Genomic DNA, 26,955 nt, shown 5'->3' with positions numbered 1-26,955 from the left:
TTATTTTACCCTTTGCGGCGGGGTTTTGACAAAAGCAGCAGCGGTTGGGCGGACGGCAACGTCTCAGCCTGATTTGTCGGGCTGAGACGTTGCCGATGAAGCGGCTCACATATTGAAGATCAAAATGTTTGACCAGCCGTTCGTGTTGCGCACGCGGATGCGATTGGCCCCGGCGCGCAGCGCCAACTGATTGGCATTGCCTGTGATGAGCAGCTTGTTGCCGCCGCCTTTGATCTTGATCTTTTGCGGCGGCGCGACGATGCGACCGTTGATCTCTATGGCCAAGCCTTCGGCCATCCCGCGCGCTTTCAAGGTCAACTGCGCGCCGCTGAATGAAGCCGCCGTCACGCTCAACGCGCCGCTATTGGGCCGGTTGAAATCAACCGCCGCTTCGGGGCCGCGGTTGCCGGCGCGGTCTATCAAAACGACACTGGCGCGCCACGCCGTCGGCAGCGCGCCCAGACCGTTGACGATCACTTGAGAGGCGACCGGCACCGCGCCCTCTGCGTTGATCGCCAGCGTCAGGGGTGGGCGAACGATGCGGCCCACTTCATCAAAGAGGCTGACCTCTGCCGCCGCCAGGTCACCGTCACGATCCAGCGCCGCGACATCAATCTGCAAACCGTCGCCTTCAAGCCGCGCCGCGAGGTTGAAGATAGCCGGCGCATGACTCTGATTGCCGGGAGCGCCGCCGGTGACCGTCGCCGTCACCATGAAGTTGGCATCGCCCGGTCCCCAGTTCGCCACCGCGATGTAATAAACCCCGGGGCGCAGGGGCAGGGAACTGAACGGCGTGATGGTAATCGCTTCGACGTAGGATTCGGTGTCCGACCGGTATTCAACTGTCGGGTTGTGACCTTGCAGCACGACCGGCTGGCCGTAGCGCCCATAAAGATCAACGTCCTGGTCGCCGCTTAAATCGATTTGTAGTTGAGTCGCGCCCGCCGGGACGACAATCGCGTACTGCGTATGACTGAGGACGCCCAGTTTTGGCGGCGGCGCGGTCATGCCTCCCGGTTGCGGCTGCCCAGAGGTCAAAGGGATGACGGTCGTCACATCGACGACGCTCTGGGTTCGATAACCAATCGCTTCAAGCGCCGTGAGATCGTTGTCCGTGACCGTTTGATATTCCCCGGCAGCAATCGTCGGGCGCATCACGCCGAGAGATTGCCCGGTGGCCCGCTCATCCTTCCAGTGCGATGGCGACTGCCCATCGCCGCCTGTGCCATCGGGCCGCCCGCTCGACAGCGCCAGCATCGAGCCGCCCGTGTAAAAGCCCTGCTCGCCGCCCGAAGAGAGGATGCGCGTGGCGGCGGCAAAGTCACCTTTGATCGCTTCGGGCCGTAGCCGGAACAGGTCGCAGACGGTTGGCGGCGTGTCTGCCGCATCGTTCATCTCTTGCTGGCCGACCGCCGAAACGAATCCCAGCACATGGCCGATTGCATGCAGCGCCAGGGCTTCAAAGTCGAGCTTGTTGGCTTCGATGCCATCGCCGGATTCGAAATCAAAACTGAAGTTTGAATTCAAGCCGATGGCGGGCGGCGGGCCGAAGTAAGCCGACTCGCGCTCGGGGTCGGCAACCGGGTCGAGCAAGCCCAGGCCGCGGAGCGTCGCCGACGAGGCCGCCAGCCCCTGAGACTCGCCTCTGTCGGTCGGCACCATTTTCGCGGGCAGCAGGTTAAACAGCGCGCGCTTTTCCTGTGCGAAGGCTTCGCTGAGCAAGCCGGCGCGCGCCGCCGTGTAGAGCGCATTGCCCGCGATCACCTGAGCATCGGCGCTGCTGACGACATCGGCGTCGAACGGCTGGCCGAAGAGAGTCGGGCCGAAATCAACATCGATGATGACAGTCAGGCGGGTCCGCACCAGCAGTTCCCATCGGGCGGCGGCGCGCACGAAGGCGGCACGCGCTGCGGCGTTGCCCTGTAATTGCGCCGTGCCGCGCAGGATGATCTTTAATCCCGTCGGCGGCTCGGCGTTCGCCGCGAGCGCGGTCAATGGCAGGTTGGCGTCACGGTCTTTGAGGCGATGCGCCTGCTCCGAGCTGGCTTCGACACAGGCGACGCGCCCGCCCTTCATGCGCTGCGCGAACGTTCCCAGCGTGGACGGCCCTGCCCAGAGGTTGCGGCTGCCGGCGCTTTGCGCGAGCGCGGCGGCTTTTGCCTCATCGACATGGGGAGCCGGCGGCATCAAAGTCAGTTGCAGAATCAACAGGCAGGCCAGCGTGACGGCGCGTCGGGTGGCTCGATACAACATACGACCTCGCTCGGTGGTGAAGCGGCTTCGCGGAGAAGTCCTTCGCACAGATCATGGGTGATGGTCGAGACTGAACGAGGTGGACGACGATAATGAACGCAGCGAAATCGAAGATCATTGTAAATCAGCTCGCGCGTCAGAGGCAAACCCGAAGTTGACAGGCGCAGGGCCATTGAGTTCTGCAAAAAGGGATGAGAAACAAACACAGAGACACGGAGGCACAGAGGCACGGAGTCTTCTCTGTGTCCCTCCGTGTCTCTGTGTCTCTGTGTTTATCTCATCTCTATGTATGTCGAGAACTCAATGGCCCTTTGACGGGCGGGTGAGTTGCCACCGCGGCGCTCAGGCGGCTTGATTGACAAGGCAGTTTGCGCCAGCTAGTCTTCCCCAGCGATGACCTGAGGCCGGAGGCAACAAGGGGCAACGCACAAGGTAATCCTTTCCGTCTTCTTCCCATTTGAATCTGAAATGATGCGGAGTTTGCGATGACCAAGAGAGGTTGGCGACGAGCCGTAGGGCTGTTTTTTATGATCGCGGCAATTGCCGCTTTACTGGCCGGCGACTTGGCGGCGCAACGCCAGCGCCGCCCGCCTGTGCGCCCGCCTGTGCGCCCGCCGACGCCCGCGCTGCAACCGCCGAAGCCTGAGCTGGTTATTCAAAACGGCCACTTCGACAACATCCGCACGGTCGCCTTCAGCCCCGACGGGCGGCTGATCGCTTCGGGCGGCGCAGACCAGACCATACGTCTCTGGGAAGCCGGGACGGGCCGCCTGCGCCGCGTCCTCGATGGCCATTTCGATGATGTAGCCGGCCTTACTTTTTCTCCCGATGGCAAGACGCTCGCTTCGGCGAGCCTCGATAAGACGGTCAAGCTCTGGGAGGTCGAAACCGGCAAGCTGCTGCGCACGCTCACAGGTCATGAGGCCGAAGTCCTCGCCGTCGCCTTCAGCCCCGATGGCCGCGAGCTGGCTTCGGCGAGCGGCGACGCTAATATCATCGTCTGGGAGGTCAAGAGCGGCGACGAGCTGCTCACCATCGAAGCGCGGTCAGCTGTGCGCGCCGTCGCCTTCAGCCCCGATGGCCAGATGATTGCCGGCACGACGGATAAGACGGTCAGGCTGTGGAACACCGAGACCGGGGCGCTCGTCCGCACCCTCGAAGACCACGCGGCAGAAGTCCGCGCCGTCGCCTTCAGCCGTGACGGCAAGATGATCGCCTCGGCGAGCCTCGATAAGACGGTCAAGCTCTGGGAGACAGAAAGCGGCAAATTGCTGCGCACGCTCACCGGCCACACCAGCGGCGCAGTCTCTGTAGCCTTCCATACAGATGGCAAAACGCTGGCGTCCGGCAGTCAGGACAAAAGCGTCATCCTCTGGGACAGCGAAACCGGCAAGCCGCTGCGCACCTTCGCCGGCCATGCCCATCCGGTCAGCTCGATTGCCTTCAACAACGACGGCTCGATCATCGCCGCCGCCAACTATCGCGCCGTGACGCTCTGGGAGACTGCCAGCGGCAAACCACTGCGCGCCCTCGAAGGCCGTTCCTCAGAGGTGCGCCGCATCGCTTACAGCGCCGACGGGCGCACGCTTGCCGCAACCAGCGGCGCGACCGTCAAGCTGTGGGACGCGCCGAACGTGCGCCTGGTGCGGACGCTCGCGGGTCATGCGTCGGAAGTCAGCGCCGTCGCCTTCAGCCCCGATGGCCGCACCCTGGCTTCGGCAAGCTGGGACAAGACGGTCAAGCTCTGGGAGGTCGAAACCGGCAAGCTGCTGCGCACGCTCACCGGCCACACCTCGGAGGTCAGCTCGGTCGCTTATAGCCCTGACGGCAAACGGATCGCGGCGGGCGGCGAAGACCGCAGCATTCGGCTGTGGGATGCGACCTCGGGCCGCTTGCTGCGCACGCTCACCGGCCATTTCAGTCTTGTCGAGTCGGTCGCTTTTAGCCCCGATAGCCGCCAGCTTGTCTCGGCCAGCGTGGATACGACCGTGCGGCAGTGGGACGCGGAGAGCGGCGCATTGATTCGCACGCTCAATGGTCACGGCTCACAGGTGCATGCGGTCGCCTTCAGCCCCGATGGCCGCGTCATCGCTTCGGGCAGCGCCGATAAGACGATCAAGCTGTGGGACGCCACGAGCGGCGCGCTGCTGCGCACGGCTGAAGGCCACACCTATGACGTGCTGTCGCTGGCCTTCAGCGGTGACGGCAAGCTGCTGGCATCAGGCGGCTACGATAAAACCATCAAGCTGTGGGACACGACAAGCGGCAGCCTCGTGCGCACGCTCGCCGGCCATTCGAGCCCTGTCTCGTCGCTCGCCTTCAGCCCGGACCGTAAGTGGCTGTTGTCGGGAAGCTGGGATACGACGACGAAGATATGGTCGCTCGAACTCGGCACGCCTTTAGTCACCTTGCTAGCTTTCAAGGACGGCAACTGGATCGCCTTCACGCCGGAAGGCTATTACGATGGCTCGGACAAAGGCGGCCAGTATGTCGCCTGGCGATTGGCCGATACGGTCTTCGACTTCGACCAGTTCTTCGACCGTTTCTTCAAGCCGCAGGTCGTGCCGCAGACCTTGCAAGAACCGCTCGCCAAGCCCGCGGACACCATCGCCAAGGGCTTCGCGACGCCGCCCGAAGTGCGCATCACGTCGCCGCGCAAAGACGAGCGCTTCACCGCCGAAGAGATCGAGGTGACGGTCGAAGCGCGCGACACCGGCGGCGGCGCCGAAGACTTGCGGCTCTACCAGAACGGCAAGCTCGTCAATCCCGGCAATCGCGGCTTGAAGGCGGCGGCGCGCGGCACGGTGGCGGCGACCTACCGCGTCTTGCTCGCCGAAGGCGGCAACGCACTGCGCGCCGTCGCTTACAGCCGCGACCGCACCGAAAGCCGCGCCGACGAGATCAGCGTGCAACTGGCCGCGCCCGAAAAGCAGGCGGCGCTGCGCATGCTCGTCGTCGGCATCAGCCGCTATCAGAATCCGGCATTGAATTTGAACTTCTCGGTGCAGGACGCCGAAGGCGTCGCCGCTTACTTTCAGCAGAGCGGCGGGCGATTGTTCCGCGAAGTCGAGATCACTCGCCTGTACGACGCCGACGCCAGCCGCGCCAACATCGTCAAAGCCTTTGCGCGGTTGAGCGAGACGGCGCGGCCCGAAGACGTGGTGATTATCTATTTCGCAGGCCACGGCGACAGCCGCCTCGATCAGTGGTACTTCATCCCGCACGAGATCACGCAGCCCGAGCGCGACGAGCAGTTGACCGCTGGCGGCATCTCGTCGGCGGCGATCAATGAAGCGCTGGTGAAGATTCGCTCGCAGAAGGTTTTGCTGTTACTCGACGCCTGCCGGTCGGGCGGCGCGGTGGTGTCGTTCCGCGGTTACGAAGACCGCAAGAGTCTGGCGCAACTGGCGCGCTCTGCCGGCGTCCACATCATCGCCGCGTCAGGAGCGAGCCAGCTTGCGGCAGAGATCGATGAGCTGCATCACGGCCTGTTCACCTACGTGCTGTTAAACGGCTTGAAAGGCGAAGCGGTCGTCGGCGCGGCCAATCGCAGCATCACCGTGCGCGGCTTGCTGGCCTACATCGAAGACCAGTTGCCGGAGGTGTCAAAGAAGTACAAGTCGGTCGCGCAATACCCGGTCAGCTCGTCAAAGGGCCAGGACTTTCCCGTCGCGCTGCTGCGCTGAAATGATCAACGGCGCGCCGCCTTTGGCCGCGCGCCGTCGGGGTTGCAAGGTGATTCGGTTTACACGTCGCCGAGGATCAGCTTGGCGATGGTCTGTAGCTGCATGTTCGAGGTGCCTTCGTAAATCTTGCCGATCTTGGCATCGCGGTAATACTTCTCCGCCGGGTAATCTTTCGTGTAGCCATAGCCGCCGTAGAGTTCGACAACCTGACTGGTGACGCGCTCGGCGACCTGTGAGGTAAACAGCTTGGCCATCGCTGCCTGCATGACGAAGTTCTCGCCACTGTCTTTCATGCGCGCCGCGTTGTAGACCATCAAGCGCGCCGCTTCAAGCTCGGTGGCCACCTGGGCGATCTGAAACTGCACGCCCTGAAATGCGCCAATCGCCTTGCCAAACTGGCGGCGCTCTTTCACATAGTTGATGCCGTAATCGAGCGCCCCCGCCGACAGCCCGACCATCTGCGCGCCGATGCCGATGCGCCCTTCGTTCAAGGTCTCGATGGCGATCTTATAGCCGCGCCCCACTTCGCCGAGAATGTTCTCTTTCTTAACCGCGCAATCTTCCAGAATCAGCTCGCAAGTCGAGCTGGCGCGGATGCCGAGCTTGTTCTCTTTCTTGCCGACCGAAAAACCGGGGAAGTCTCGCTCGACCAGAAAAGCGGTGATGCCGCGATAGCCTTTGTCGGGCGCGACGTTGGCAAAGACGATGAACAGCCCGGCTTCGGCGCCGTTGGTGATCCACAGCTTGCGCCCGTTGAGCAGGTAGTGGTCACCTTTGTCTTCGGCCTTTGTCGCGAGCGCGAAGGCGTCGCTGCCCGAACCGGCCTCAGAGAGCGCGTAAGCGCCGACGGTGTCCGTCGCCAGGCGCGGCAGGTAGCGGCGCTTCTGGTCTTCGTTGGCCCACATCAGCAGGGCGTTGTTGACCAGGGTGTTCTGCACGTCAACGATGACGCCCGCCGACGCGTCGGCGCGTGACAACTCTTCGACGGCGATGATCGAGGTGAAGAAGTTGCCGCCCTGGCCGCCGTACTGTTCGGGGATGGCGATGCCCATTAAGCCGAGGTCGAAAAACTGCTTGATGAGGTCAGCCGAGAACTTGCCCTGCTCGTCCATCTCGGCGGCGAGCGGGCGCAGCTGGCTGGTGGCAAATTCGCCGACCGACTGGCGGAATAATTGCTCTTCGTCGGTTAATGAAGTGAGCGCGCGCGGCGCGGTTTCAGAAGCGGTCGCAGGTTGTGACATGATGTTGACCTCCGGACGAAAAATCGAAGTATGACAGTGACTTTCAATCTAGCACCCGGCGAATGCAAATGGCAATGGGGAAAGGTCGGCTGAACCTGTCAGCGCCGTGCGTCGTAGTCCAACTGAGTTCTTCCGTAGAATCAGTTATAATGCAAACGAAGAAAATAAGCGGCCAAGGTTCTCGGGCCGCCAGACACGGAGGCATCATGTTTTGTCCGAATTGCGCCGCTGAGCACGTTTACGGCTTGAGATACTGCAAACAGTGCGGCACCAATCTCCTGGAAGCCCCAACCCCGCAAGCGCCCGCGCCGCCCGCCGCTCCGAAAGTGACGGTAGCCGCCTGGCCCCTGGCACTGGCGACCGTGGCGATTACGCTCGGCGGGCTAGGGATTGTTTTTACCCATGCCTTTGATCTGATGCGGCAGAGGTTTCCCGGCGAGATCGTCACCGGTAACGCGACACCTGTAGCCATCGTGATGCTGATCTTCGGCACGCTGACCATCACCGGCGTCGTTGCCATGCTCATGCGTTTGTTCGGCCATCTGGTTGCGCCGCGACCGCAGGGGCAGCCGGCTAAAAACGACAAGGCGATTCACGCCGCGCCGCCGCTCGTTCAGTTGCCGGCGCCGCCCTCGTCCGTCGGCAGCGTCACCGAGCATACGACGCGCAACTTCGAGCCGGGCATCTATGACAAGCTGCACGCCCGCGAATAGCCGATGGCTTCGGCGGTGATTGTAAAAAAGGTTACGAAGTGAATTGGAGGCGGCCATGAATTGTCCAACCTGCGACGCGGCCAACACGACCGGGCTGCGCTATTGCACGCGCTGTGGCGGCAATCTGTATCAGCCGACGCCGGGCGTTGACTTCGAGCGCGTCCGCCAGACCGAACACGGCTGGGACATCGAGAAGAGCGAAGCGCCGGGAATGAGCGGCAAAAGGCTGGCCGGCGTCTTCTGGGCGGTGGCGGTCTTCAGCCTGGTGTCGCTGCTGACGTTGTTCGGCCTTGCGGTGCCGCTGACCGTTCTCCAGGCGCCCAAAGAGATCGTCGTGCCGCTCTACTTGTTTGGCTCGCCCGCGGTCGTGCTGATTGCCGGGATGCTGATCCGGCAGCTGTCGCGGTTGATCAAGCTGATGGAACAGGACAGCAGCGCCCGGCGACAGTCGGGGCGTGTGAGCGCGCCCAACCCGCAGCAGGTCGCCGCGCCGCCGCCGGCCTTCCGCAGCGTCACCGAGCACACGACGCGCAATTTTGAAGCGGCATACCGCGATGCCAGAGAGCAGCAATAGCCCGAATGTTCGGCAATCGATGGGGTGAATATGTATTGTCCAAATTGCGGCGCCGAATCAATTCAAGGGCTGCGGTATTGCAAGCAGTGCGGCGCGAATCTGAATGGGCCGGCAGAGGCGACCGTGCAGGGAAAATTCCCGATGGCCTTGACCATCACGTTTCTACTCATCATCGGCATCATTTCAACGGTTGGCATCATCGGTCCGCTCGCCATGGCCTCGGACATGGCGATGCGCAACATCCCGCCGGGCGAGTTCTTGCCGGTGATGATTCTCGGCCCGCTCGTGGGGCTCGGCATTGACGCGCTGCTGGTGTGGTTGCTGATCCGGCTGGTGAAGATTTATTACCACCCGGCGAGCGCGGCGGGCGCGCCGTCTTCGCGCACGGATGCGGCGAAGGAATTCACGCCGCCGCAACTTAGCGCGCCGCCTTCGTCCGTCGGCAGCGTCACCGAGCACACGACGCGCAATTTCGACGAGTACGAAAAAAAGATTCGCGCCCGACAGGCCAGCCGCGACACCAACGAAGTGTGAAGGCACGTCGGCGGCTCAAGCATCTCGCATGTGTCAGACGATTGGCTCCCCTCGCGTCTTGCGGGCTTCATTCAAGCTGACTGACCACCCCTTGGAGGATAACGGATGAACGTGATCGAGCTGAAGGATGCGACCAAACGCTTTGATGAGTTTGTCGCGGTCCGCGACCTATCGTTTGCGGTGCGCCAGGGCAGCGTCTTCGGGCTGCTTGGCCCGAACGGCGCCGGCAAGACGACTTCGATTCGCATGATCGTCAATATTACCGCGCCCGACGAAGGCGAAGTGCTGGTGATGGGCCGCCACATGAACGCCGAGCTGCAATCGCACATCGGCTACTTGCCGGAAGAGCGCGGCCTCTACAAGAAGATGACGGTCGGCGATCAACTGGTCTTCTTCGGCAACATCAAAGGACTCGACTCGCGCACCGCTGCGCAGCGCGCCGACGAATGGCTCGCCCGGCTGGAGCTGTCGGCGTGGAAGGGCAAGAAGCCGCCCGACCTCTCGAAAGGCATGCAGCAGAAAGTGCAGTTCATCACCACCGTCATTCACGATCCCGACATCCTGATTTTGGACGAGCCGTTTTCCGGCCTCGACCCGGTGAGCGTCGGCGTCCTCAAGGCGGCCATCCTCGATCTGAAGAAGCAAGGCAAAACCGTCATCTTCTCGACACACCAGATGGAACAGGTCGAGCAGATGTGCGATGACATCTGTCTGATTAACCACGCCACCAAGGTGCTCGGCGGCGGCCTGAAAGAAGTCAAGCGGCGCTATGGCCGCAACACCGTCATCCTCGACTACGAAGGGCCGGACGATTTTCTCACCCCCGATCTGGTTAAGCGCCACAACCGCAACGCCAGCTACAGCGAGATTCTCTTGCAGGATGGCGCCGACGCGCAGGAGATTCTGCGGCGGGCGGTCGCCGCAGGCGTCAGTATCCATCGCTTCGAGCTGGTCGAGCCGTCGCTCAACGAGATCTTCATCGAAAGCGTCACCGGCACTCAGGAACTGGCCAGCCGGCGCGTCGAGGCGGAGGCGCTATGAAAAAAACCTGGGCCATCATCAAGCGCGAATACGTGGTGCGCGTCCGCACGCGCGCCTTTGTCATCAGCACGATTGCCAGCCCCTTGTTGTTGCTGGCGCTGGCGCTGTTGCCGGGCTTGCTGGCGACGCGCGGCGGCGGCGAGCGGCATGTCGTGGTGCTCGATCAGAGCGGCGATGAACAGCTCTTTCCCGCCATCAAGAATCGCCTCGACACGCCCGGCGCGGGCCGCGACGACGCGGGCGACCGCGGGCCACGGCTGACAAACTACGTGCTGGAGCGCCGCGCCGTCAGCCCGAGCGATAACATTGACGAGATCATCCGAAACGATTACACGGCGGGCGGCAAGAAGGACGAAGATAAAGCCTACTTGATTTTGCCCGCCGGCCTACTCGACGGGACGCGGCCCGAATACCGCTCGAAGAATACCAGCGATTTCGGCCTGCGCTCGTTGGAATCCGCCATCAACCAGGCGGTCATCGAGCGCAAGCTCGACCGCGCCGGCCTCGGCGGCGACAAGGCGAAGGGCATCACGCGGCGGCTCGAACTCGACACCAAGAAGCTGACCTCGGAAGGCGGCGCGCAAGAAGATGGCGGCACGGGCTTTGTTGTGGCCTTCGTCATGCTCTTCTTCATGTACATGACGGTGTTGTTCTACGGGCTGTTCGTGATGCGCGGGGTCATCGAAGAGAAACAATCGCGCATCGTCGAAATCGTCGTCTCGTCGGTGAAGCCACACGAGATGATGCTCGGCAAGCTGATCGGCATCGGCCTGGTCGGGCTGACGCAGATCGGCATCTGGGTCACGAGCGTCGCCTTGCTTTCGACCGTCGGCCTGTCGATCTTCGCCTCGCGCGGCGTGGCGCTGCCGCACCTGCCGCCTATCCTGCTCGTCTACTTCGTCATCTACTTCGTCCTCGGCTACTTCCTCTACGCGACGCTGTACGCGCTGGTCGGCGCCACCGTCGGCAGCGAAGAAGAAGCGCAGCAGGCGCAGTTCCCTGTAACGATCCTTATTGTCATTCCGATGACGATCTTCACGACCGTGGTCGCGAACCCGAATGGGCCGCTGGCGGTGACCTTATCGATGATTCCGTTCTTCGCGCCGACGCTGATGATGCTGCGCATCGCGGTGATCAACCCGCCGCTCTGGCAAGTGCTGTTGTCGATGGCGATCATGGTGGTGACGATCCTCGGCGCGGTATGGCTGGCGGCAAAGATTTATCGCGTCGGCATCCTGATGTATGGCAAGCGCCCGAGCCTGGCCGAGCTCGGCCGCTGGCTGCGCTACAACTGATTCGCCCTGGGAGCGCGGGCGTCTCGCCCGCTGCTCTACGAATCGCAAGCCTTGCGGGCGAGACGCCCGCGCTCCCAGGGTGACGGCTTAATGAATGTGTTTGGTGCGGCGGCGCAGGAAGTCCATCAGGATGGACTGCATTATAGGTCACTCTTTCCAATTCTCTTTAGCGCGCGCGAATATATCGTCAATAGACTGTCCCTCGTATAGACGGCGTGAAATTTCGACGTAGTCAGTCGGGTCGCGATGCAAGAGAGACAGGAAGCGCAACGCCGCCGCCGGGCCGAGCGCCTTGTTCAACGCTTCGATGCCGATCATTCGCAATTCCGCATCACTCATTGGGTCTGTGCTGGCCATCATTCTCCTCGCTGCCTGATGAAGTCCACCGGATTCAGAACGCGCATCGTTAACCCTAGCCGTGCGGCTTGCTTCAATAGTTTATCATCCCAGGTCAAGAAAACCTCTGCGCCGGTATGAATCGCGCAGGCCAGATGGATCGCATCTTTAGCAGACACGGCGCCCTGTTGAATGTAGGACTGAGCCAGATTATAAATCGCTTCTTCCGGACCGATACGAACCCGGCATAGGCTGGCGAGCCGAAAAGCCTCAAGCTGGCGGTCAGGGAAAGGACACTGCAAGCTTTCATCCTGATGCATGAAAGACCAGACCAGCTCAACTTCGCCGTGGGCCGCGCGGTTAAAGATTTCCTGACAGGCGAGCGCCTCCATTTGAATGCGCACATGCTGCGGATCGTCGAACCCTCGCTGAAAGCCATTATAGTCGAGATAAATTCTTATCATCGGAACGAAGACAAACGAGGGCTTAATGAATGTGTTTGGTGCGGCGGCGCAGGAAGTCCATCAGGATGTACTGGCCGAGCGACATGGTCGTCGTGAAGTAGGCTTTGCCCTGGCAGATCTCCGTTACCTTTTTAACAAAGTCAACCAGGTAATAATCGTCCGCCAGCATGAAGGTGTTGATCATGATGCCGCCGCGGCGGCACTGCGCGACTTCTCTGAAAGTTTCTTGTAGGATGCGCGGGTCAAGCCCCATCGGGTTTTTATAAATGCGCCCGTCTTCCAGAGTCATCGCCGACGGCTTGCCGTCCGTAATCATGATGATCTGCCGCATGTCTTTGCGTTGCGACATCAGAATGCGGCGCGCCAGCCTTAAGCCTTCGCGGGTATTGGTGTGATAGGGGCCGACCTGGGCGCGGGCCACCTGCGACAGCGGAATCTCTTCGGCGGAATCATGAAACAGCACGACGCGAAGGCTATCGCCCGGAAACTGCGTGCGCATCAAGTGGGTCAGCGCCAGCGCCACGCGCTTGGCCGGCGTGAAGCGGTCTTCGCCATAGAGAATCATCGAGTGCGAGCAATCGAGCAGCAGCACGGTGGCGCACGAGCTTTGGTACTCGGTCTGATGCACCATTAAATCGGCGTACTCAAGGTTGAGCGGCACGCCGAGGCCCTCGCGCTGAATCGCCGACTTCAGCGTTGCATTGACGTCGAGGTTGAGCGTGTCGCCGAACTCGTAAGGTCTCGACGCGCTGCTTGCTTCAACGCCGGTCGCCAGATGGTTGGTGTCATGCCTGCCGAATGACGACTTGCCGAGCGAGGCGAGCAGGTCCCGCAGCGATTTGAAGCCGAGAAAGTCCAGCCCCTTGTCGCGCAGCTCGAACTTGACGCTCTGCTCGACGGGCTTGTCGGTCTTGCCGGCTTGCTTGCTGAAGCCCGACGGTGGCGGCTGCTCGCCCGGCTCCTCACGGAGGTTGAGATAGCCTTCTTCGATCAAGCGCTCGATCAGGCGATCAATCAGCTCACTCATCGCCTCGGCGTTTATCCGCCCCTGTTCGTCGCTCAATGCCTCTAGCTCTTCGTCGGAGAGCAGGCCATCCATGAGCGCGCGCATGATGGCTTCGCGCAAGGCGTCGAGCGAATCATCGCCCTCGTTGCCATACATGAAATAGGGATCGTTGAAACCGCTTTCGAGCAGAAAATCGCTCAGCCGGTCGAGCAAATCTTCAAGGCTCAACGACTGCCAATCAACGCCGCTCCATTTGCTGTACTTCGTAAAAGGCATAGAAATCAGTAGGCAGTAGGCAGTAGGCAGTAGGCAGTACTGAGCGAAACTCAACCTGCCTCCTGGCTCCTGCTTCCTGCTTCCTATCTTTTCTGCCGCAGGCTGCCGACCGTAAAGGTGTGGGGGAATTCGTCGGCGGTCGTCGCCGACGCGGGCGCGGCGGCTGCCGGCACCGCGGCGATTGTCGGCGCGGCAGCGTGGCCTGCCGGTTCTGACTGGCCGCCTTCCTCGATGGCGAGCAGGTTGCCCGCCGTGAACAGGTACTCGCGCAAGTAGCGATCAAAGGCCGGGTCGTGGCGGCGAATCCATTCCAGCACCATCGCCGCGTGTTCTTTCTCTTCGTCCTGGTTATGCAGCAAGGTGGCGCGCAATTCCGGGTCATCGCTGACGTCGGCGCGCTGGCCGTACCAGTCAATGGCTTCAAGCTCTTCCATCAGCGAATGAATCGCTCGCGCCATGTCGCGCGTCTCCGGCTTCAATATCTCATACGGTGCGTGCCATGCGATTCCCATGTGATTCCTGCCTCCTAATTGATTTTGCGCGAGCGGCTGAAGCTTTCGTAGCCGTAGCCGCGCGGTTCCGGTTTGACTGCCGCGTAGCCACGTTCTTCGCTGCGGCTGATCTTCTTTTGCGCATGCAGCCCTTCGAGGATCAATTCGCAGACGGCGACCATCGAGTCAGCTTGCGCTGAGTCGGCCAGGTGCGACTCGGCGGCGGCCTCCAGCAGTCCGTCAATCGTCCGAAAGCCTTTCAGGCAGAGCGCCGTGCTATCCGAGTCGCCGACGCGTAGCGTGCCGCCACCGTTGAACCAGGCGACAACTTCCGAGCAATCGAGATGGCCGCAGTAAGCTTCAAAGACTTTGCCGACCGCCGCGCGCACCAGCTCGCGGGCAATGGCGGCGCCGCCCTTCTGTTCGCCTTCGTACTCCAGTTCGAGCTTGCCGGTGATCGCCGGCAGCGCCGCGTAGATGTCGCTGATGCGTGGCACGGCGCGCGCCTCTCTCGCCAGCAGGCGGCGGCGCTCGGCGTTCGAGACGACGTTTTCAATGACCGAGATCGGCAACCGCTGGCTGACCCCCGAGCGCCGGTCAACCCGCTGGTCGGCGCGCGCCTCGAAGGCGATCTCTTCGACGGCGCGCTCGATGAACTCCGGCACAAAGACCTGGCTGTTGTCGCGCGCCGTCCAGGCTTCCTGCCCGGTAATCTCCATGCCCTCTTCGACGGTCGCCGGGTAGTGGGTGACGATCTCTGAGCCGATGCGGTCTTTGAGCGGCGTGATGATCTTGCCGCGCGCCGTGTAATCTTCGGGGTTCGCCGAAAAGACCAGCAGCACATCGAGCGGCAGCCGCACCGGGTAGCCTTTAATCTGCACGTCGCCTTCCTGCATGATATTGAACAACCCGACCTGCACTTTGCTGGCCAGATCGGGCAGTTCGTTGATGGCAAAGATGCCGCGGTTGGCGCGCGGCAGCAAGCCGTAATGGATCGTCAATTCGTCGGCTAAAAGATGCCCGCCGCGCGCCGCCTTGATGGGATCGAGGTCGCCGATCAGGTCGGCAATGGTGACATCAGGCGTCGCCAGTTTTTCGACGTAGCGGTTGCCGCGCGGCACGAAGGTGATGGGCGTCTGCTCGCCGTGTTCTTCGATCAGCAGGCGGCAAGCCTTGCACAGCGGCTGGTAAGGGTTGTCGTTGATCTCGCAGCCTGCGACCGCCGGCATCTGTTCATCGAGCAGGTTGGCAAGCGCGCGCAAGATGCGGCTCTTGGCCTGACCGCGCAGGCCGAGCAGGATGAAGTTGTGGCGCGACAGAATGGCGTTGACGATCTGCGGGATGACCGAATCTTCATAGCCGATGATGCCCGAAAAGACCGGCTGATTGCGTTCGAGCCGGGCGATCAGGTTGCGGCGCATCTCGTCTTTGACTGACGAGCGGCGCACCCGCGCTTCGTTATATTCGGATGATTTCAACTCGCCGAGAGTGCGTGGCAACGGCATGCGGATCACCTCAAATGAATCGGCTGACCTTTGATCGAGCGTGTCCCTTGCTCGTTCAAACACTCTAGCGTCCGCCGCGCCCTCAGGCAAGTCAGCGGCGGGAACGATTCTCACAGATTGCGCCACACACAATTTAAAACTGCTCTAGGCGCGAGCGACGCGGTTGATCGCGCGATTGCCGGACTCATCCAGAGTGCTCAGCACGGCCAGCACCTCTTCAGTCGCGGGCTTCAGCGGCGGCGGCGCCAATAGCGAACGCCGCCGTGCGAGCCGCGTCTTCTCTGCCAGGTGATCGCACAGCGCGCTGACGATACAGACGATGACGAACAGCGCAATGACGAGGCCGACCGCCAGCGTCAGGTATTCGATCAGCGTCTGCATAATGCGATACATACTCTCTTGCATGGTCGTCGAGGTCAGGGGGTCCATAACTCCTCCTATCGGCTTCACCACTACTTTGCGGCGCGGCGAATTTGCGCCTCATTACTTAAGGCGCGAAAGCGCGGGCAAAGCCCGCCAGGAGAAGTAAAAAAAATTAGCGCGGGGCGTTTTTAGTAGCGGCGCGGGGACGTGTGATAGATTTCGCTCATCTTGGCTATCATTCATTCATTCTGAAAGCAGTCGATCCGATGGCCTCAGGTTCTCATACGATTACCCAACTGCTGCTGGCATGGAGTGATGGCGATCCAGCGGCGCTGGAGCAGTTGGCCCCACTCGTCGAGCGCGAATTGCATCGCCTGGCGCAACGCTATCTGATCAACGAGCGGCGCAGCCATAGCCTGCAAGCCACCGAGCTGGTTACGGAAAGCCGTTGACATGACTGTCAAATCGTCATAGAGTAGGCGCACCTTGAAACCAGTTTGGGCTAACCCCCATGAAGCGAAAAAAGGGGGGAGGTTAGCCCAAAGTGGCTAATTGTTCTGATCATTGATAATCGAATAGTTTTCTCGATAATTTTTGACGATTCAACGAGCGGATTTGAGGCCAAATTTGTGAGGTTAGCCCAAATGGGCATGTAAGCGACTGAAAATAAAGGCCCCCAATGGCCCGCTCTTTGAATTGAAGACGCGATTGATAGCGGATTGAAACATTACCATCAAACTCATTTCCGGAAGTTTCGCCGTGGCTTTGAATTGAAGACGCGATTGATAGCGGATTGAAACTTATACACAGCGGGGCTGTGTCCATACCGCACCAGAGTCTTTGAATTGAAGACGCGATTGATAGCGGATTGAAACACGGTCCAATGAACTCCCGCAGCCAATCAAACACAAGCTTTGAATTGAAGACGCGATTGATAGCGGATTGAAACATAGTTTCATTTGCCCTCCCAAGCGAAAGATGTAGTCTTTGAATTGAAGACGCGATTGATAGCGGATTGAAACACAATGTTAATGAACTGGAAATTTGACATTTTTCTTCCCTTTGAATTGAAGACGCGATTGATAGCGGATTGAAACCCGGGACAGCCGTCGTAGCTTGCGCCTGCTTCATTGCCTTTGAATTGAAGACGCGATTGATAGCGGATTGAAACATGGCCGTGATGGCTATGGATCTACCTCTCATTGAACTTTGAATTGAAGACGCGATTGATAGCGGATTGAAACTGCGCTGTCGACGTGCGCGCCTGGCGGCCTTATGGGCTTTGAATTGAAGACGCGATTGATAGCGGATTGAAACCGAAGATTCGGTCGCCATTGTTCCACCAATTACCCACTTTGAATTGAAGACGCGATTGATAGCGGATTGAAACATGACGGGAGTGTTGTAATGACAGAGACAGTCTCCGCCACTTTGAATTGAAGACGCGATTGATAGCGGATTGAAACGCTGTTTCGAGGAAAACCCCGTCCTTTCCCGGCTCACTTTGAATTGAAGACGCGATTGATAGCGGATTGAAACGCCGCCTCTGTTATGAGCACCCCTCTGGCGCTCGCCCCCCTTTGAATTGAAGACGCGATTGATAGCGGATTGAAACATTACGATTACCCCAATGAAGAGACTGCCAATCGCCCTTTGAATTGAAGACGCGATTGATAGCGGATTGAAACCCGTACTGCGGGTGGTCAGGCAAGGGAATAGTGGTCTCTTTGAATTGAAGACGCGATTGATAGCGGATTGAAACGCCTTCACCTCGACGCCGATCCGTGAAATCGGATGGCCTTTGAATTGAAGACGCGATTGATAGCGGATTGAAACAAAGGCCACTTAAGGTGACCTATTAACTAACACGTTCACTTTGAATTGAAGACGCGATTGATAGCGGATTGAAACGTGATTCTCCGCCTTTCTGTAAACGAACTAAAATGGCTTTGAATTGAAGACGCGATTGATAGCGGATTGAAACCGTCAACGTAGGGTTGAAATTCCCGAGGTACATGTCCCTTTGAATTGAAGACGCGATTGATAGCGGATTGAAACCACTCACCCTCCGCCTGCTCGCGGGTGAAGCCTTGCCTTTGAATTGAAGACGCGATTGATAGCGGATTGAAACATTACGATTACCCCAATGAAGAGACTGCCAATCGCCCTTTGAATTGAAGACGCGATTGATAGCGGATTGAAACCACTCACCCTCCGCCTGCTCGCGGGTGAAGCCTTGCCTTTGAATTGAAGACGCGATTGATAGCGGATTGAAACAAAAACCTTATTGACCGTTCCAGACCTTCTTCGTTCGCTTTGAATTGAAGACGCGATTGATAGCGGATTGAAACCCGCGTTGACGAAGAAGATGAAGATGCTAATCAGGAGCTTTGAATTGAAGACGCGATTGATAGCGGATTGAAACGTAAACTTGACCGGCGAAACTCAGTGGGGACTCCCACTTTGAATTGAAGACGCGATTGATAGCGGATTGAAACTTTCTCTTGCCTTGCTCGTCAGGAAGCCATTTGTTGGCTCTTTGAATTGAAGACGCGATTGATAGCGGATTGAAACGCGATGTTTCCGCACGCGACCGCGCTTTGGTCGGTAACGCTTTGAATTGAAGACGCGATTGATAGCGGATTGAAACGATAGATTTTCGCCAGTTCGCTACGCAGTTCGCCAGCTTTGAATTGAAGACGCGATTGATAGCGGATTGAAACCGGAACCGCTCCTCAATGTCCGCCATCATACTCGCCTTTGAATTGAAGACGCGATTGATAGCGGATTGAAACCATTGGCGCAGCCGCCCATCATCCTCCCCGAGGCGCGCTTTGAATTGAAGACGCGATTGATAGCGGATTGAAACTGTTTGGCCGATGACTCGGTTGGTCAGATCGCCGAACTGCTTTGAATTGAAGACGCGATTGATAGCGGATTGAAACACATTGAGTACAACGAAGTTCGCCTTCTTCGAGCGGTCTTTGAATTGAAGACGCGATTGATAGCGGATTGAAACCCAGCCTAATACACTTACAACGAAAAGAGCGATCAGAACTTTGAATTGAAGACGCGATTGATAGCGGATTGAAACCATAAACAGTGTCGTGATCAAGCCACCAATCAGCCATCTTTGAATTGAAGACGCGATTGATAGCGGATTGAAACGAGATACTGCTATTGGCGTACAAAGGGTTCCTGGAGCGACTTTGAATTGAAGACGCGATTGATAGCGGATTGAAACAACCATAGCGTTAGGGCTAACCAAAAGATCAGGTGCTTTGAATTGAAGACGCGATTGATAGCGGATTGAAACTGGCCGAGAGCTTCTCCCTGTGGCGAAGTTGCGTTATCCTTTGAATTGAAGACGCGATTGATAGCGGATTGAAACGCCTAATTCTCTCAAGATCGGACCTCCTACTTCGTCTTTGAATTGAAGACGCGATTGATAGCGGATTGAAACGCCGAACACGAAGGTCTTTCTAGCCGCAGTCGTGGCCTTTGAATTGAAGACGCGATTGATAGCGGATTGAAATGCGGCTGAGCGGGACGCGTCGGCACCGTCCTTTAAGACGGCGACGCCCAGGCGGCGAAGAACTGCGGGGCCTGGCGCGGCAGCTCGCGTACGAGCAACTGCTCGACTTCCTCTGCCGTTGTCAGCTTCAGGGCTTCTTTCATCAGCGCCGTGATGCGCTCAAGGCTGACGGCGCGCACGGCCCGCTTGACCAGCGGGATCGAAGCGGGCAGCAGGCTCAGCACGCGCACGCCGAGGCCGACCAGCGCCACGGCTTGCAGCGGGTCGCCGGCCATCTCGCCGCAGACTTCGAGCGGCACAGGCGCTGCCGCCGCGGCGCGCACCAGGTGCGCCAGGGCGCGCAGGATCGCCGGGTGTAAGGGCTGATAAAGGGGCGCGACGTTCTCGTTGGCGCGATCAACCGCCAGCATGTACTGGGTCAGGTCGTTGGTGCCGACGCTCAGGTAATCGGCCTCTTTAGCGAACAGATCGGCCATCAAGGCGGCTGCCGGCACTTCGATCATCACGCCAATCGGCAGCGTGGCGTTGTGCTCGATGCCGGCCTCGGCCATCTCCTGCTTGACTTCAGAGATGATGCGCTTGGCCTCGCGCAGCTCAGAGATGGTCGAGATCAGCGGCAGCACGACACGCAGCTTGCCATGCAGGTTGGCGCGCAGGATGGCGCGCAATTGCGTGCGGAAAATCCCTTCAACTCGCAGCGACAGGCGAATGGCGCGCAGGCCGAGGGCCGGGTTCATCTCCTCTTCAAACCCCTCGAGCGTCAGCTTGTCGCCGCCGAGATCGAAGACGCGAATGCTGGCGCCGGCATCGCCCGTGGCCTCGGCCAGGCGGCGATAAATCTGGTACTGCTCTTCTTCGCCCGGTAGCTGCGGCAGTCCCGCCAGAAAGATGAACTCCGAGCGATACAAGCCGATGCCCTCGGCGCCGAAGCGCGCCAGCGCATCGATCTCCGCCGGCAGCTCGACATTGGCGCGCAAGGTGATGCGCACGCCGTCAGCGGTCTCTGCCGCTTCGGTCGCCTGGCTCTCGCGCGCCAGGCGGGCGTTGTCTTGCTGCTGGCGGCGGGCGTAATTGCGGGCCAGCGCTTTGCTTGGCCTGAGGATGACTTCGCCCGCCGCGCCATCGATGATGAGCGGCGTGCCTGTGCGCGCCCTGCGGGTCACGTCGCGCAGGCCGACGACCGCCGGGATGCCTAAGGCGCGGGCGATGATGGCCGCATGCGAAGTGATGCCGCCCGAGTTGGTCGCAAAGCCGAGGACGCGGTTAAAGTCGAGCTCGGCGACCGTCGAAGGCCAGATGTCTTTAGCGACCAGGATGACCGGCGCGTCCAGCTCCGAGAGGTCGAACTTGTCGCGGCCTGAAAGGATCATCAGCAGCCGCATAGCGACGTCTTCGAGGTCCGAGGTGCGCTCGCGCAGGTAGGCGTCATTGACCTGTCGGTAGGCTTCTTCGAGGCGATCAATCACCGAGCGCACGGCCCACTCGGCATTGACGCGGCGCGTGCCGATTTCGTTTTCGATCTCGACAAGCAAGCGCTCGTCTTCGAGCATCAACAGGTGGGCGTCGAGGATGAAGGAGTGTTCATAGCCGAGCTCGTGGGTCAGGCGGGCTTTGATCTCCAGCAGCTCGGCGCGCGCCTGCTCGAAGGCTTCGTGCAGGCGGCGGACTTCGCGGCGCGCCTGCGTCGGCGAGACGTCGAGGTAATAGAACTGATGCCGCCCGCGCTCGTCCAGGCGCAGCGCGCTGCCTTCGGCGACGCCGGGCGAAGCGCCGACGCCATGCAGCCGCACATCGCGATGGCTAGAAGACGCCATCCGAAAGCTCCTCTCCGAACTTCTGTTCTACCAATTCGGCGAGCGCATCGGCGGCGCGCGCCTCATCTTCGCCTTCCGCCCGGATTATAAGCCAGGTGCCGCGCGCCGCCGCAAGCAAAAGGACACTCAAGATCGATTTGCCGTCGGCGCGCTGGCCTGTGTCGTCGCGCTCTAGCTCGATGCGGCTGGTGAACTGGGTGGCGCGGCGCACGAGCCGCGCCGAGGCGCGCGCGTGCAGCCCGAGGCGGTTGCTGATATTGATCCGTCGTTCTTGCATAGTGTCAAGTTCTAGAATACCGCATTCTAGCTCAAGGTGCGCGGGTCGGTGGCGTCGCGCAGGCCGTCGCCCAAAAAATTCCACGCCATCACGGCGATGAAGATGAAGACGCCGGGCGCCAGCATCCAGGGGAAATCGCTCAGGTAGCGCGGGTTCTGCGCCGCAGTCAGCATGTTGCCCCAGCTCGCTTCCGGCTCTTGTATGCCGACGCCCAGGAATGAGAGCGCGACTTCGCCGAGGATATAAAACGGCACGGACAACGTCGCCGTGACGATCACAAACGACAGCGTGTTCGGCAGGATGTGGCGGGTGATGATGCGCGCGTCGGTGAAGCCCAGCGCCCGCGCCGCCAGCACGTACTCTTGCTCCTTAAGCGATAGCACCATGCCGCGAATCACCCGCGCCTCGGCTGCCGAGTCGATGAACGCCAGGATGACGACGATGATCGCGTAGAGCTGCATCTTGCTCAGGCCGCCGCCGAACATCTGGCGCATGATGAGGATGAAGTAGAGGCTCGGCACCGCGAGCAAGGCTTCGACGCCGCGCATCAGCAGGAAGTCGGTGGCGCCGCCGAAGTAGCCGGCGATGGCGCCGACGATCATGCCGATGCTCGCCGAGATCAGGATGCCCAGCAGGCCGATGGACAGCGACACCTGCGCGCCGTAGAGGATGCGCGAGAAGATGTCCTGGCCGACGAGGTCCGAGCCGAAGAGGAAGAAGCGCCCCGGCTGCTCGACGCCGAACAGATGCACATCCGAGCGCAGCAGCCAGAGAATGTGATAGCGGTCGCCTTTGACCAACAGGCGCAGCGGGTACTTTTTGCTGTGGTCTTCGTTATAGACGGCATGCTGGCCGGCGACCGGCGCAATGCCATAGACGAACGGGCGCGAGAGCTTGCCTTGATCGTCGAAGAAGTGAATGCGCGTAAGCATCGGCGGGTGGAACGGCAGGTCGTGGTCGGCGTCGTCATACTTGTATGGCGCAAGAAAGCCGGCCAGCACGGCGGCCAGGTAGAGCGCCGCGAGCAGGTAGAGGCCGAACATTGCCGTGCGGTTGCGGCGCAGCTTCAGCCAGATGAGCTGCGAAGGCGACCGCCCGCGCGCCGCCCGCGTCACCGCCGGCTCATGGAAGGCGTCGGTCAGGCCCTGCGCCGTCGGCGCCAGCGGCTCGACGATGGCTTCGCCCGGCCCGCGCTCGATCACCACGGGCTGCGCGTCGAGGGCGCGCTCGGCGGCTTCTTCGCGGCTGGCTTCTTCGAGTTGGCGGCGGTCGGGCATGGCGATTATTCGACGCGGATGCGCGGGTCAATGACGGCGAGCAGCAAGTCGGCGATCAAGTTGCCGACAACCAGCATCACCACCAGCATGGTCACCGCCGCCATCACCAGCGGCTCGTCTTTGTCGCGTAATGCTTCATACACCAGCGTGCCGAGTCCCGGCCAGGCGAAAACATATTCGGTCAGCAGCGCCCCAGCCAGCAGGTAAGCCAGCGACAACCCGAACAGCGTCACCAGCGGGTTGATGGCATTGCCGAGCGCATGGCGGAAGACGATGCGGCGTTGGCTCAGGCCCTTGGCGCGCGCCGTGCGGATGTAATCTTGCGATAAGGTCTCGATCATCTCGCTGCGCATCTGTCGCATGTACTGCGCCATCCCCAGCGTGCCGAGCACCACGGTCGGTAGCACCAGATGCCACAGCGTGTCGGTGAAGCGCTGCCAGCCATTCATGTAGTCCCAGTTGACCTGGTCGTGAATGCCGCCCGCCGGGAACCAGCCGGTCTTGACGGCAAACAAGATGAGCAGCAGCGAGAAGAAGACGCTAGGGATCGATAGCCCGAAGAACGAGATGAAGCTGCACAGCCTGTCCACCCAGCGGTTGCGGTTGACGCCGGCGAGTACGCCGAGCGGGATGGCCAGCGCCCATGAGAAGACCAGCGCCGCCCCCGTCAGCATCAGCGTGTTGAGCATGCGCTGGCCGATCAGCGTCGTCACCGGCGCGGCGGTGATAAACGAATCGCCGAGGTCGCCCTTGAGCGCCGGCTTCAGCCAGTACCAGTAGCGCTCGAAGACGTTGCGGCTGTCGAGGTGGTACTTCTGCTCCATGCGCTCAAGGTAGTCGCGCGAGATGTTCGGCTTCATGCGCAGCTCGTCGAGGAAGTTGCCCGGCGACAGTACCAGCATCACCTTTGTGAAGAAGGTCACAAAGAGGATGAGCGGCACCGCCGCGAGCCCGCGCCTGATGAGAAAGGTGCGCATAGGACTTCAGGGGTCAGGAGTCAGAAGTCAGGAGTCAGAAGACAGAATGGAAAAGGAAGTCGGCGGCAGTGAGTCCACTTGCTGCGCCTTCTAAATTCATTCTGACTCCTGACTTCTGACTCCTGACTTCATCGCTTAATGTAAATCTCTTCCGCGTTCCAGCTAACGCGCGGCGACATGGTCGAGGGCAGCAGGTTGCCGAACTTCTTCTTGAAAGCGACTGCCTCTTCCTGCACGACCAGGTTAATCTCCGGCAATTGCTCGGACCAGATGCGTTGCACCTCGGCGAATTTCTGCTTGCGTATGCCGGCGTCCGGCTCGCCGTCTATCTCATGCACAAGCTGATCGATGCGCGCCTCCCATTCGGTTGACGGCTTGGGCTGGCTCGGGAAGCAGGCGTGGTTGAGCGCCGACGACAAGGTGATGTTTTTCGTGTTGGTCGGGCCGGGGGGCACAGCCCCCTGCCAGCCGAGTTCCAGCGCGTCAAAGTTAAACGTTGACTGCATGGCCGTGACGACGGCGTTGAGCGTCACCGATTCGGGGTTGAGCTTGATGCCGATATCCTGGAGATTCTTGGCTATAAACGCCGCCGTGCGCACGCGCTGCGAATTGCTGGAGTTGGTGATGACGCTGAATTCGAGCCGGTGCCCTTCACCGTCTTCGAGGACGCCGTCGCCGTCATTGTCCTTCAAGCCGATGTCGGCCAGCATCCTGCGGGCGCGCTCCGGGTCGTAGGGGTACTTCATCACCTCGTCGCTGTACCAGATTTTGTCCGCCGGCGTGATAAACGAATAGAGCGGCACGGCGCGGCCCGCGTAGACCGTCTTGGCCAGGCCCTCGCGGTCAATGGCGTAAGAGACCGCCTGGCGGAAGCGCGTGTCGCGGAAGAGACGCTGCTTCCACGGCGCGAGGTAAGGTTTATGGGTCTGTGGGTTGTCGAGATTATTTTGATTGAAGACGATCCACTGGGTGTCGAGGACGACGCCGATGTCCTGCACGCCGATGTCGGCGCTTTCGAACTTCTTGACCTGGGCGTAATCTTCGGCGCGCACGCGCGCCAGCATATCGATCTCGGTGGCCTCGAACTTCGCCTGCACCGTGGTGAAGTCTTTGGCGATGAGGAAGACCAGGCGGTCCAGGTAGGGCAGTCGCTGGCCCTTCTTATCAACCTTCCAGAAGTACGGGTTGCGTTCGAGCACGACGCGCTGTCCCGGCGTGTACTCTTTCAAGCGGAACGGCCCCAGCGAGACGATGTCGTCGAGGTTGTCGGTAAGTTTCATCACTTCATTGAAGCGGCCCGCGCGCCAGGCCGACTCCCACTTGTGCTTCGGGATGGGGAAGAAGTTGACGATCTGGTCAAGGAACATCGCGTTCGGTGCGTGCAATGTAAACCGCACCGTCACGTCGTCGAGCTTATCGAGCTGCGGGTAGAGCGGATGGCCGCCATCAGCGCCTTCCTTGAAGACGTCGGCGATTGCGCTTTGCACGTTCGGGTCGCGGATGACGTCCCAGGTGAACATCACGTCGTCGGCATTGAACGGCTCGCCGTCCGACCAGCGGACGCCGCGCCGCAGGTGGAAAGTCCATTGCTTGAGGTCGGGCGAGTTTTCCCAGCCGGTGCAGAGCCCGGAGTCGAAATCGGGCGGATCGCCGCCGTTGCGGAAATCGATCAGCCAGCGGAAGACATGATAATAGAGCAGGTAAGCACTGTTCTCGTCGGTGATGTTAATGATGTTGAAAGTCGCCGGGTCGTTCTTGAGATCAAGCACCAGTTGGCCGCCGTAAACACCCGGCTCGCCCTGAAAGACATAGGCGTCCTGCGGCAGGTCGCCGGCAAACGGCGGGTTTGGTGTGCCGCTCGGTCCGCCAACCCCACCGGGTTTACAGGCCACAAGGGCCATCAACGCAGAGAGCGCCGCACAGATAAAAGCCTTTCTCATTCATCCCCTCCCGATTGGGCCTGCCTGCCTACTGCCCCAAAAGTATATTAGCCGACCCCCTCTGTCAATTTAAGACTTATTATCGGCGCGCCGCGGATGCTCGGCGGCGGGCGGCGGGCCATGTTAACATTCAACCTGTAGACCTCTGTAGACGCGTGACGAAACGGGTGGCTATAACCGCCATTGTGCGTCGTCAGCTCCGAACTCGCCTGAGCAACGCAGACCGTGCGCAGACCATCGCACTTCAAGAGACAAGCAGCGCCGCAGGCGACGACCGGCGGCAAATCAGGAGGAGGGCTATGAAAAGATTCATCGCGTCATTCGTTTCATCGCTGTTGATCGCGGCGCTCGGCACACCCGTTACCGCGCAGCAGACCGTGCAGTCGCGCGCGGTGCGGCCGGCAGCGATTACCGGTGACCTGCTCGACCTGGCCAACGCCAACGACGAGCGCGTGGACACGCGGGCGACTTCGGGTCGCAAGGATTATGTCGGCCTGAGCTTCACGGTTGACGTCGGCAGTGAACAGAACATCATCGGCATCGCACAGGATCACGGGCGCTGGCCGACGCACGCGCCGGGCGCTTACAAAGTCGAAGTCGGCACCAGCGCGCAAGGCCCGTGGATGCTGGCATGGCAAGGCGAGGGGCAGCGCGGCGAGAGCAAGGCCAAGTTCGAGGCCATTCGCGGGCGCTTCATTCGCGTCACCGCCACGGCGGTAAACACCGTGTACAACCAGGAGTGGTCAATCGCCGAGCTGACGGCCGGCATCGATCCAGGCCAGAAGGCGCGCACGATTCCGAGCCCGCAGCCGCCGACTTCGCAGCCCGCGCCGAAGACTGCGCCGAAGCCCGACAACAAAGAAACGCCGGGCAAGCCCGATACGGAAGACGACAAGCTAACGGCGCGCGCCATTCGCAGCATCACCGCGCAAGGCATCACGAACATCAACGCCGTGGTTGACGACAACAACACGACGCGAGCGACGACGACGACAGGGAATTACGCGGGCGCGTGGGTGCAGGTTGACCTCGGCGGCACATACACGGTGTCGCGCGTCGTCCAGGTTCACGAGCCGGAACCACGGGATTTTCCGGGCCGCTATCGCGTCGAAGTGAGCGCCGACGGCAACCGCTGGCAGACGGTCTTTGAAGGCGCGGGCGAACGCGACCGCTCGGTGGCGGCCTTCACGCCAGCGCGCGCCCGCTTCGTGCGCATCACGGCGACAGCCAATCACAACAACCGCGCCGCGTGGTCAATCTATAAGTTGAAGATCAGAGGCTGAGAGAAGGCAAAAGGCAAAAGTAAAAAGGCAAAAGTGTGGAGCCGGATCAATAGATAGGAAGAGGCACCGGCGAA

Annotated in this window: 20 protein-coding genes, 1 pseudogene and 1 CRISPR repeat array; of the genes and pseudogenes, 8 read left to right on the top strand and 13 right to left on the bottom strand. The window is 60.5% G+C overall.

Going from position 1 to position 26,955, the window contains the following annotated elements; translation table 11 throughout:
• Positions 1-105: 105 nt before the first annotated feature.
• Positions 106-2,253 (bottom strand): NF038122 family metalloprotease, encoded by a 2,148-nt coding sequence (locus VJ464_00905; GenBank protein HKQ03659.1) that lies wholly within the window; start codon positions 2,251-2,253, stop codon positions 106-108.
• A 485-nt stretch (positions 2,254-2,738) separates the two neighbouring features.
• On the opposite strand from VJ464_00905, the gene VJ464_00900 reads away from it, so the two are divergent.
• A complete protein-coding gene (locus VJ464_00900; protein HKQ03658.1) occupies positions 2,739-5,939 on the top strand; it encodes a caspase family protein in 3,201 nt (1,066 codons plus the stop codon).
• 59 nt (positions 5,940-5,998) lie between these two features.
• On the opposite strand, the gene VJ464_00895 is transcribed toward VJ464_00900, so the two are convergent.
• The gene (locus VJ464_00895) at positions 5,999-7,180 is read right to left on the bottom strand and encodes an acyl-CoA dehydrogenase (GenBank protein ID HKQ03657.1); all 1,182 of its coding nucleotides are present in this window, start codon (positions 7,178-7,180) and stop codon (positions 5,999-6,001) included.
• A 206-nt stretch (positions 7,181-7,386) separates the two neighbouring features.
• Here VJ464_00895 and VJ464_00890 point away from each other — a divergent pair, with 206 nt between their 5' ends.
• From VJ464_00890 to VJ464_00870, 5 genes are all read left to right on the top strand, one after another.
• Positions 7,387-7,893, top strand: coding sequence for a hypothetical protein (locus VJ464_00890; protein HKQ03656.1), 507 nt, complete (start codon positions 7,387-7,389; stop codon positions 7,891-7,893).
• A gap of 55 nt (positions 7,894-7,948) precedes the next feature.
• A complete protein-coding gene (locus VJ464_00885) occupies positions 7,949-8,467 on the top strand; it encodes a hypothetical protein (protein ID HKQ03655.1) in 519 nt (172 codons plus the stop codon).
• Positions 8,468-8,497: 30 nt separating this feature from the next.
• A complete protein-coding gene (locus VJ464_00880; GenBank protein HKQ03654.1) occupies positions 8,498-9,001 on the top strand; it encodes a zinc ribbon domain-containing protein in 504 nt (167 codons plus the stop codon).
• Positions 9,002-9,106: 105 nt separating this feature from the next.
• Positions 9,107-10,042, top strand: coding sequence for an ATP-binding cassette domain-containing protein (locus tag VJ464_00875; protein ID HKQ03653.1), 936 nt, complete (start codon positions 9,107-9,109; stop codon positions 10,040-10,042).
• Positions 10,039-11,337: an ABC transporter permease gene (locus VJ464_00870; GenBank protein ID HKQ03652.1), complete on the top strand. Its 1,299-nt coding sequence runs from the start codon at positions 10,039-10,041 to the stop codon at positions 11,335-11,337. Before VJ464_00875 ends, VJ464_00870 begins: the two co-directional genes overlap by 4 nt.
• A 147-nt stretch (positions 11,338-11,484) precedes the next feature.
• Here the strand turns inward: VJ464_00870 and VJ464_00865 are convergent, their stop codons facing one another.
• The 6 genes and pseudogenes from VJ464_00865 to VJ464_00840 all read right to left on the bottom strand — a co-directional run bounded on the left by VJ464_00865 (position 11,485) and on the right by VJ464_00840 (position 15,844).
• The gene (locus VJ464_00865; GenBank protein ID HKQ03651.1) at positions 11,485-11,697 is read right to left on the bottom strand and encodes a hypothetical protein; all 213 of its coding nucleotides are present in this window, start codon (positions 11,695-11,697) and stop codon (positions 11,485-11,487) included.
• Positions 11,694-12,137, bottom strand: a complete 444-nt coding sequence (locus tag VJ464_00860) for a PIN domain-containing protein (protein ID HKQ03650.1) — start codon at positions 12,135-12,137, stop codon at positions 11,694-11,696. Before VJ464_00860 ends, VJ464_00865 begins: the two co-directional genes overlap by 4 nt.
• Before the next feature lie 22 nt (positions 12,138-12,159).
• On the bottom strand, positions 12,160-13,419 hold the full coding sequence (locus tag VJ464_00855) for a VWA domain-containing protein (GenBank protein HKQ03649.1): 1,260 nt from the start codon (positions 13,417-13,419) through the stop codon (positions 12,160-12,162).
• A 251-nt stretch (positions 13,420-13,670) separates the two neighbouring features.
• Positions 13,671-13,931: pseudogene (locus VJ464_00850) on the bottom strand (ferritin).
• 14 nt (positions 13,932-13,945) lie between these two features.
• A complete protein-coding gene (locus VJ464_00845) occupies positions 13,946-15,415 on the bottom strand; it encodes a magnesium chelatase (GenBank protein ID HKQ03648.1) in 1,470 nt (489 codons plus the stop codon).
• A gap of 144 nt (positions 15,416-15,559) precedes the next feature.
• On the bottom strand, positions 15,560-15,844 hold the full coding sequence (locus tag VJ464_00840; GenBank protein ID HKQ03647.1) for a hypothetical protein: 285 nt from the start codon (positions 15,842-15,844) through the stop codon (positions 15,560-15,562).
• Positions 15,845-16,044: 200 nt separating this feature from the next.
• Here VJ464_00840 and VJ464_00835 point away from each other — a divergent pair, with 200 nt between their 5' ends.
• Positions 16,045-16,230 carry an ECF-type sigma factor gene (locus VJ464_00835; protein HKQ03646.1) on the top strand — a complete coding sequence of 62 codons (186 nt, stop codon included), beginning with the start codon at positions 16,045-16,047 and terminating at the stop codon, positions 16,228-16,230.
• 237 nt (positions 16,231-16,467) lie between these two features.
• A CRISPR array of direct repeats spans positions 16,468-19,314; the repeat unit is 37 nt; unit sequence CTTTGAATTGAAGACGCGATTGATAGCGGATTGAAAC.
• 31 nt (positions 19,315-19,345) lie between these two features.
• Here VJ464_00835 and ptsP read toward each other — a convergent pair.
• The 5 genes from ptsP to VJ464_00810 all read right to left on the bottom strand — a co-directional run bounded on the left by ptsP (position 19,346) and on the right by VJ464_00810 (position 25,598).
• Complete coding sequence (gene ptsP, locus VJ464_00830) at positions 19,346-21,127, bottom strand: phosphoenolpyruvate--protein phosphotransferase (GenBank protein ID HKQ03645.1); 1,782 nt, start codon at positions 21,125-21,127, stop codon at positions 19,346-19,348.
• On the bottom strand, positions 21,114-21,404 hold the full coding sequence (locus VJ464_00825) for an HPr family phosphocarrier protein (protein HKQ03644.1): 291 nt from the start codon (positions 21,402-21,404) through the stop codon (positions 21,114-21,116). The genes ptsP and VJ464_00825 overlap by 14 nt, the downstream gene beginning before the upstream one ends.
• A gap of 26 nt (positions 21,405-21,430) precedes the next feature.
• Positions 21,431-22,681, bottom strand: coding sequence for an ABC transporter permease (locus VJ464_00820; GenBank protein HKQ03643.1), 1,251 nt, complete (start codon positions 22,679-22,681; stop codon positions 21,431-21,433).
• A gap of 5 nt (positions 22,682-22,686) precedes the next feature.
• Positions 22,687-23,658, bottom strand: a complete 972-nt coding sequence (locus VJ464_00815) for an ABC transporter permease (protein HKQ03642.1) — start codon at positions 23,656-23,658, stop codon at positions 22,687-22,689.
• 128 nt (positions 23,659-23,786) lie between these two features.
• A complete protein-coding gene (locus tag VJ464_00810; GenBank protein HKQ03641.1) occupies positions 23,787-25,598 on the bottom strand; it encodes an ABC transporter substrate-binding protein in 1,812 nt (603 codons plus the stop codon).
• A 299-nt stretch (positions 25,599-25,897) separates the two neighbouring features.
• Between VJ464_00810 and VJ464_00805 the strand changes: the two genes are divergently transcribed.
• Positions 25,898-26,881, top strand: a complete 984-nt coding sequence (locus VJ464_00805) for a discoidin domain-containing protein (protein HKQ03640.1) — start codon at positions 25,898-25,900, stop codon at positions 26,879-26,881.
• The last annotated feature ends 74 nt before the right edge of the window (positions 26,882-26,955 follow it).

The organism is Blastocatellia bacterium (assembly GCA_035275065.1).
Lineage (GTDB): Bacteria > Acidobacteriota > Blastocatellia > UBA7656 > UBA7656 > DATENM01.
This window is presented reverse-complemented; position numbering and strand designations above follow the sequence as displayed.

Bases quoted from the DNA above. Each gene is read 5' to 3' on its own strand.
- VJ464_00905 (HKQ03659.1), bottom strand. From the start codon at position 2,253: ATGTTGTATCGAGCCACCCGACGCGCCGTCACGCTGGCCTGCCTGTTG.
- VJ464_00900 (HKQ03658.1), top strand. From the start codon at position 2,739: ATGACCAAGAGAGGTTGGCGACGAGCCGTAGGGCTGTTTTTTATGATC.
- VJ464_00895 (HKQ03657.1), bottom strand. From the start codon at position 7,180: ATGTCACAACCTGCGACCGCTTCTGAAACCGCGCCGCGCGCGCTCACT.
- VJ464_00890 (HKQ03656.1), top strand. From the start codon at position 7,387: ATGTTTTGTCCGAATTGCGCCGCTGAGCACGTTTACGGCTTGAGATAC.
- VJ464_00885 (HKQ03655.1), top strand. From the start codon at position 7,949: ATGAATTGTCCAACCTGCGACGCGGCCAACACGACCGGGCTGCGCTAT.
- VJ464_00880 (HKQ03654.1), top strand. From the start codon at position 8,498: ATGTATTGTCCAAATTGCGGCGCCGAATCAATTCAAGGGCTGCGGTAT.
- VJ464_00875 (HKQ03653.1), top strand. From the start codon at position 9,107: ATGAACGTGATCGAGCTGAAGGATGCGACCAAACGCTTTGATGAGTTT.
- VJ464_00870 (HKQ03652.1), top strand. From the start codon at position 10,039: ATGAAAAAAACCTGGGCCATCATCAAGCGCGAATACGTGGTGCGCGTC.
- VJ464_00865 (HKQ03651.1), bottom strand. From the start codon at position 11,697: ATGATGGCCAGCACAGACCCAATGAGTGATGCGGAATTGCGAATGATC.
- VJ464_00860 (HKQ03650.1), bottom strand. From the start codon at position 12,137: ATGATAAGAATTTATCTCGACTATAATGGCTTTCAGCGAGGGTTCGAC.
- VJ464_00855 (HKQ03649.1), bottom strand. From the start codon at position 13,419: ATGCCTTTTACGAAGTACAGCAAATGGAGCGGCGTTGATTGGCAGTCG.
- VJ464_00845 (HKQ03648.1), bottom strand. From the start codon at position 15,415: ATGCCGTTGCCACGCACTCTCGGCGAGTTGAAATCATCCGAATATAAC.
- VJ464_00840 (HKQ03647.1), bottom strand. From the start codon at position 15,844: ATGGACCCCCTGACCTCGACGACCATGCAAGAGAGTATGTATCGCATT.
- VJ464_00835 (HKQ03646.1), top strand. From the start codon at position 16,045: ATGGCCTCAGGTTCTCATACGATTACCCAACTGCTGCTGGCATGGAGT.
- ptsP (HKQ03645.1), bottom strand. From the start codon at position 21,127: ATGGCGTCTTCTAGCCATCGCGATGTGCGGCTGCATGGCGTCGGCGCT.
- VJ464_00825 (HKQ03644.1), bottom strand. From the start codon at position 21,404: ATGCAAGAACGACGGATCAATATCAGCAACCGCCTCGGGCTGCACGCG.
- VJ464_00820 (HKQ03643.1), bottom strand. From the start codon at position 22,681: ATGCCCGACCGCCGCCAACTCGAAGAAGCCAGCCGCGAAGAAGCCGCC.
- VJ464_00815 (HKQ03642.1), bottom strand. From the start codon at position 23,658: ATGCGCACCTTTCTCATCAGGCGCGGGCTCGCGGCGGTGCCGCTCATC.
- VJ464_00810 (HKQ03641.1), bottom strand. From the start codon at position 25,598: ATGAGAAAGGCTTTTATCTGTGCGGCGCTCTCTGCGTTGATGGCCCTT.
- VJ464_00805 (HKQ03640.1), top strand. From the start codon at position 25,898: ATGAAAAGATTCATCGCGTCATTCGTTTCATCGCTGTTGATCGCGGCG.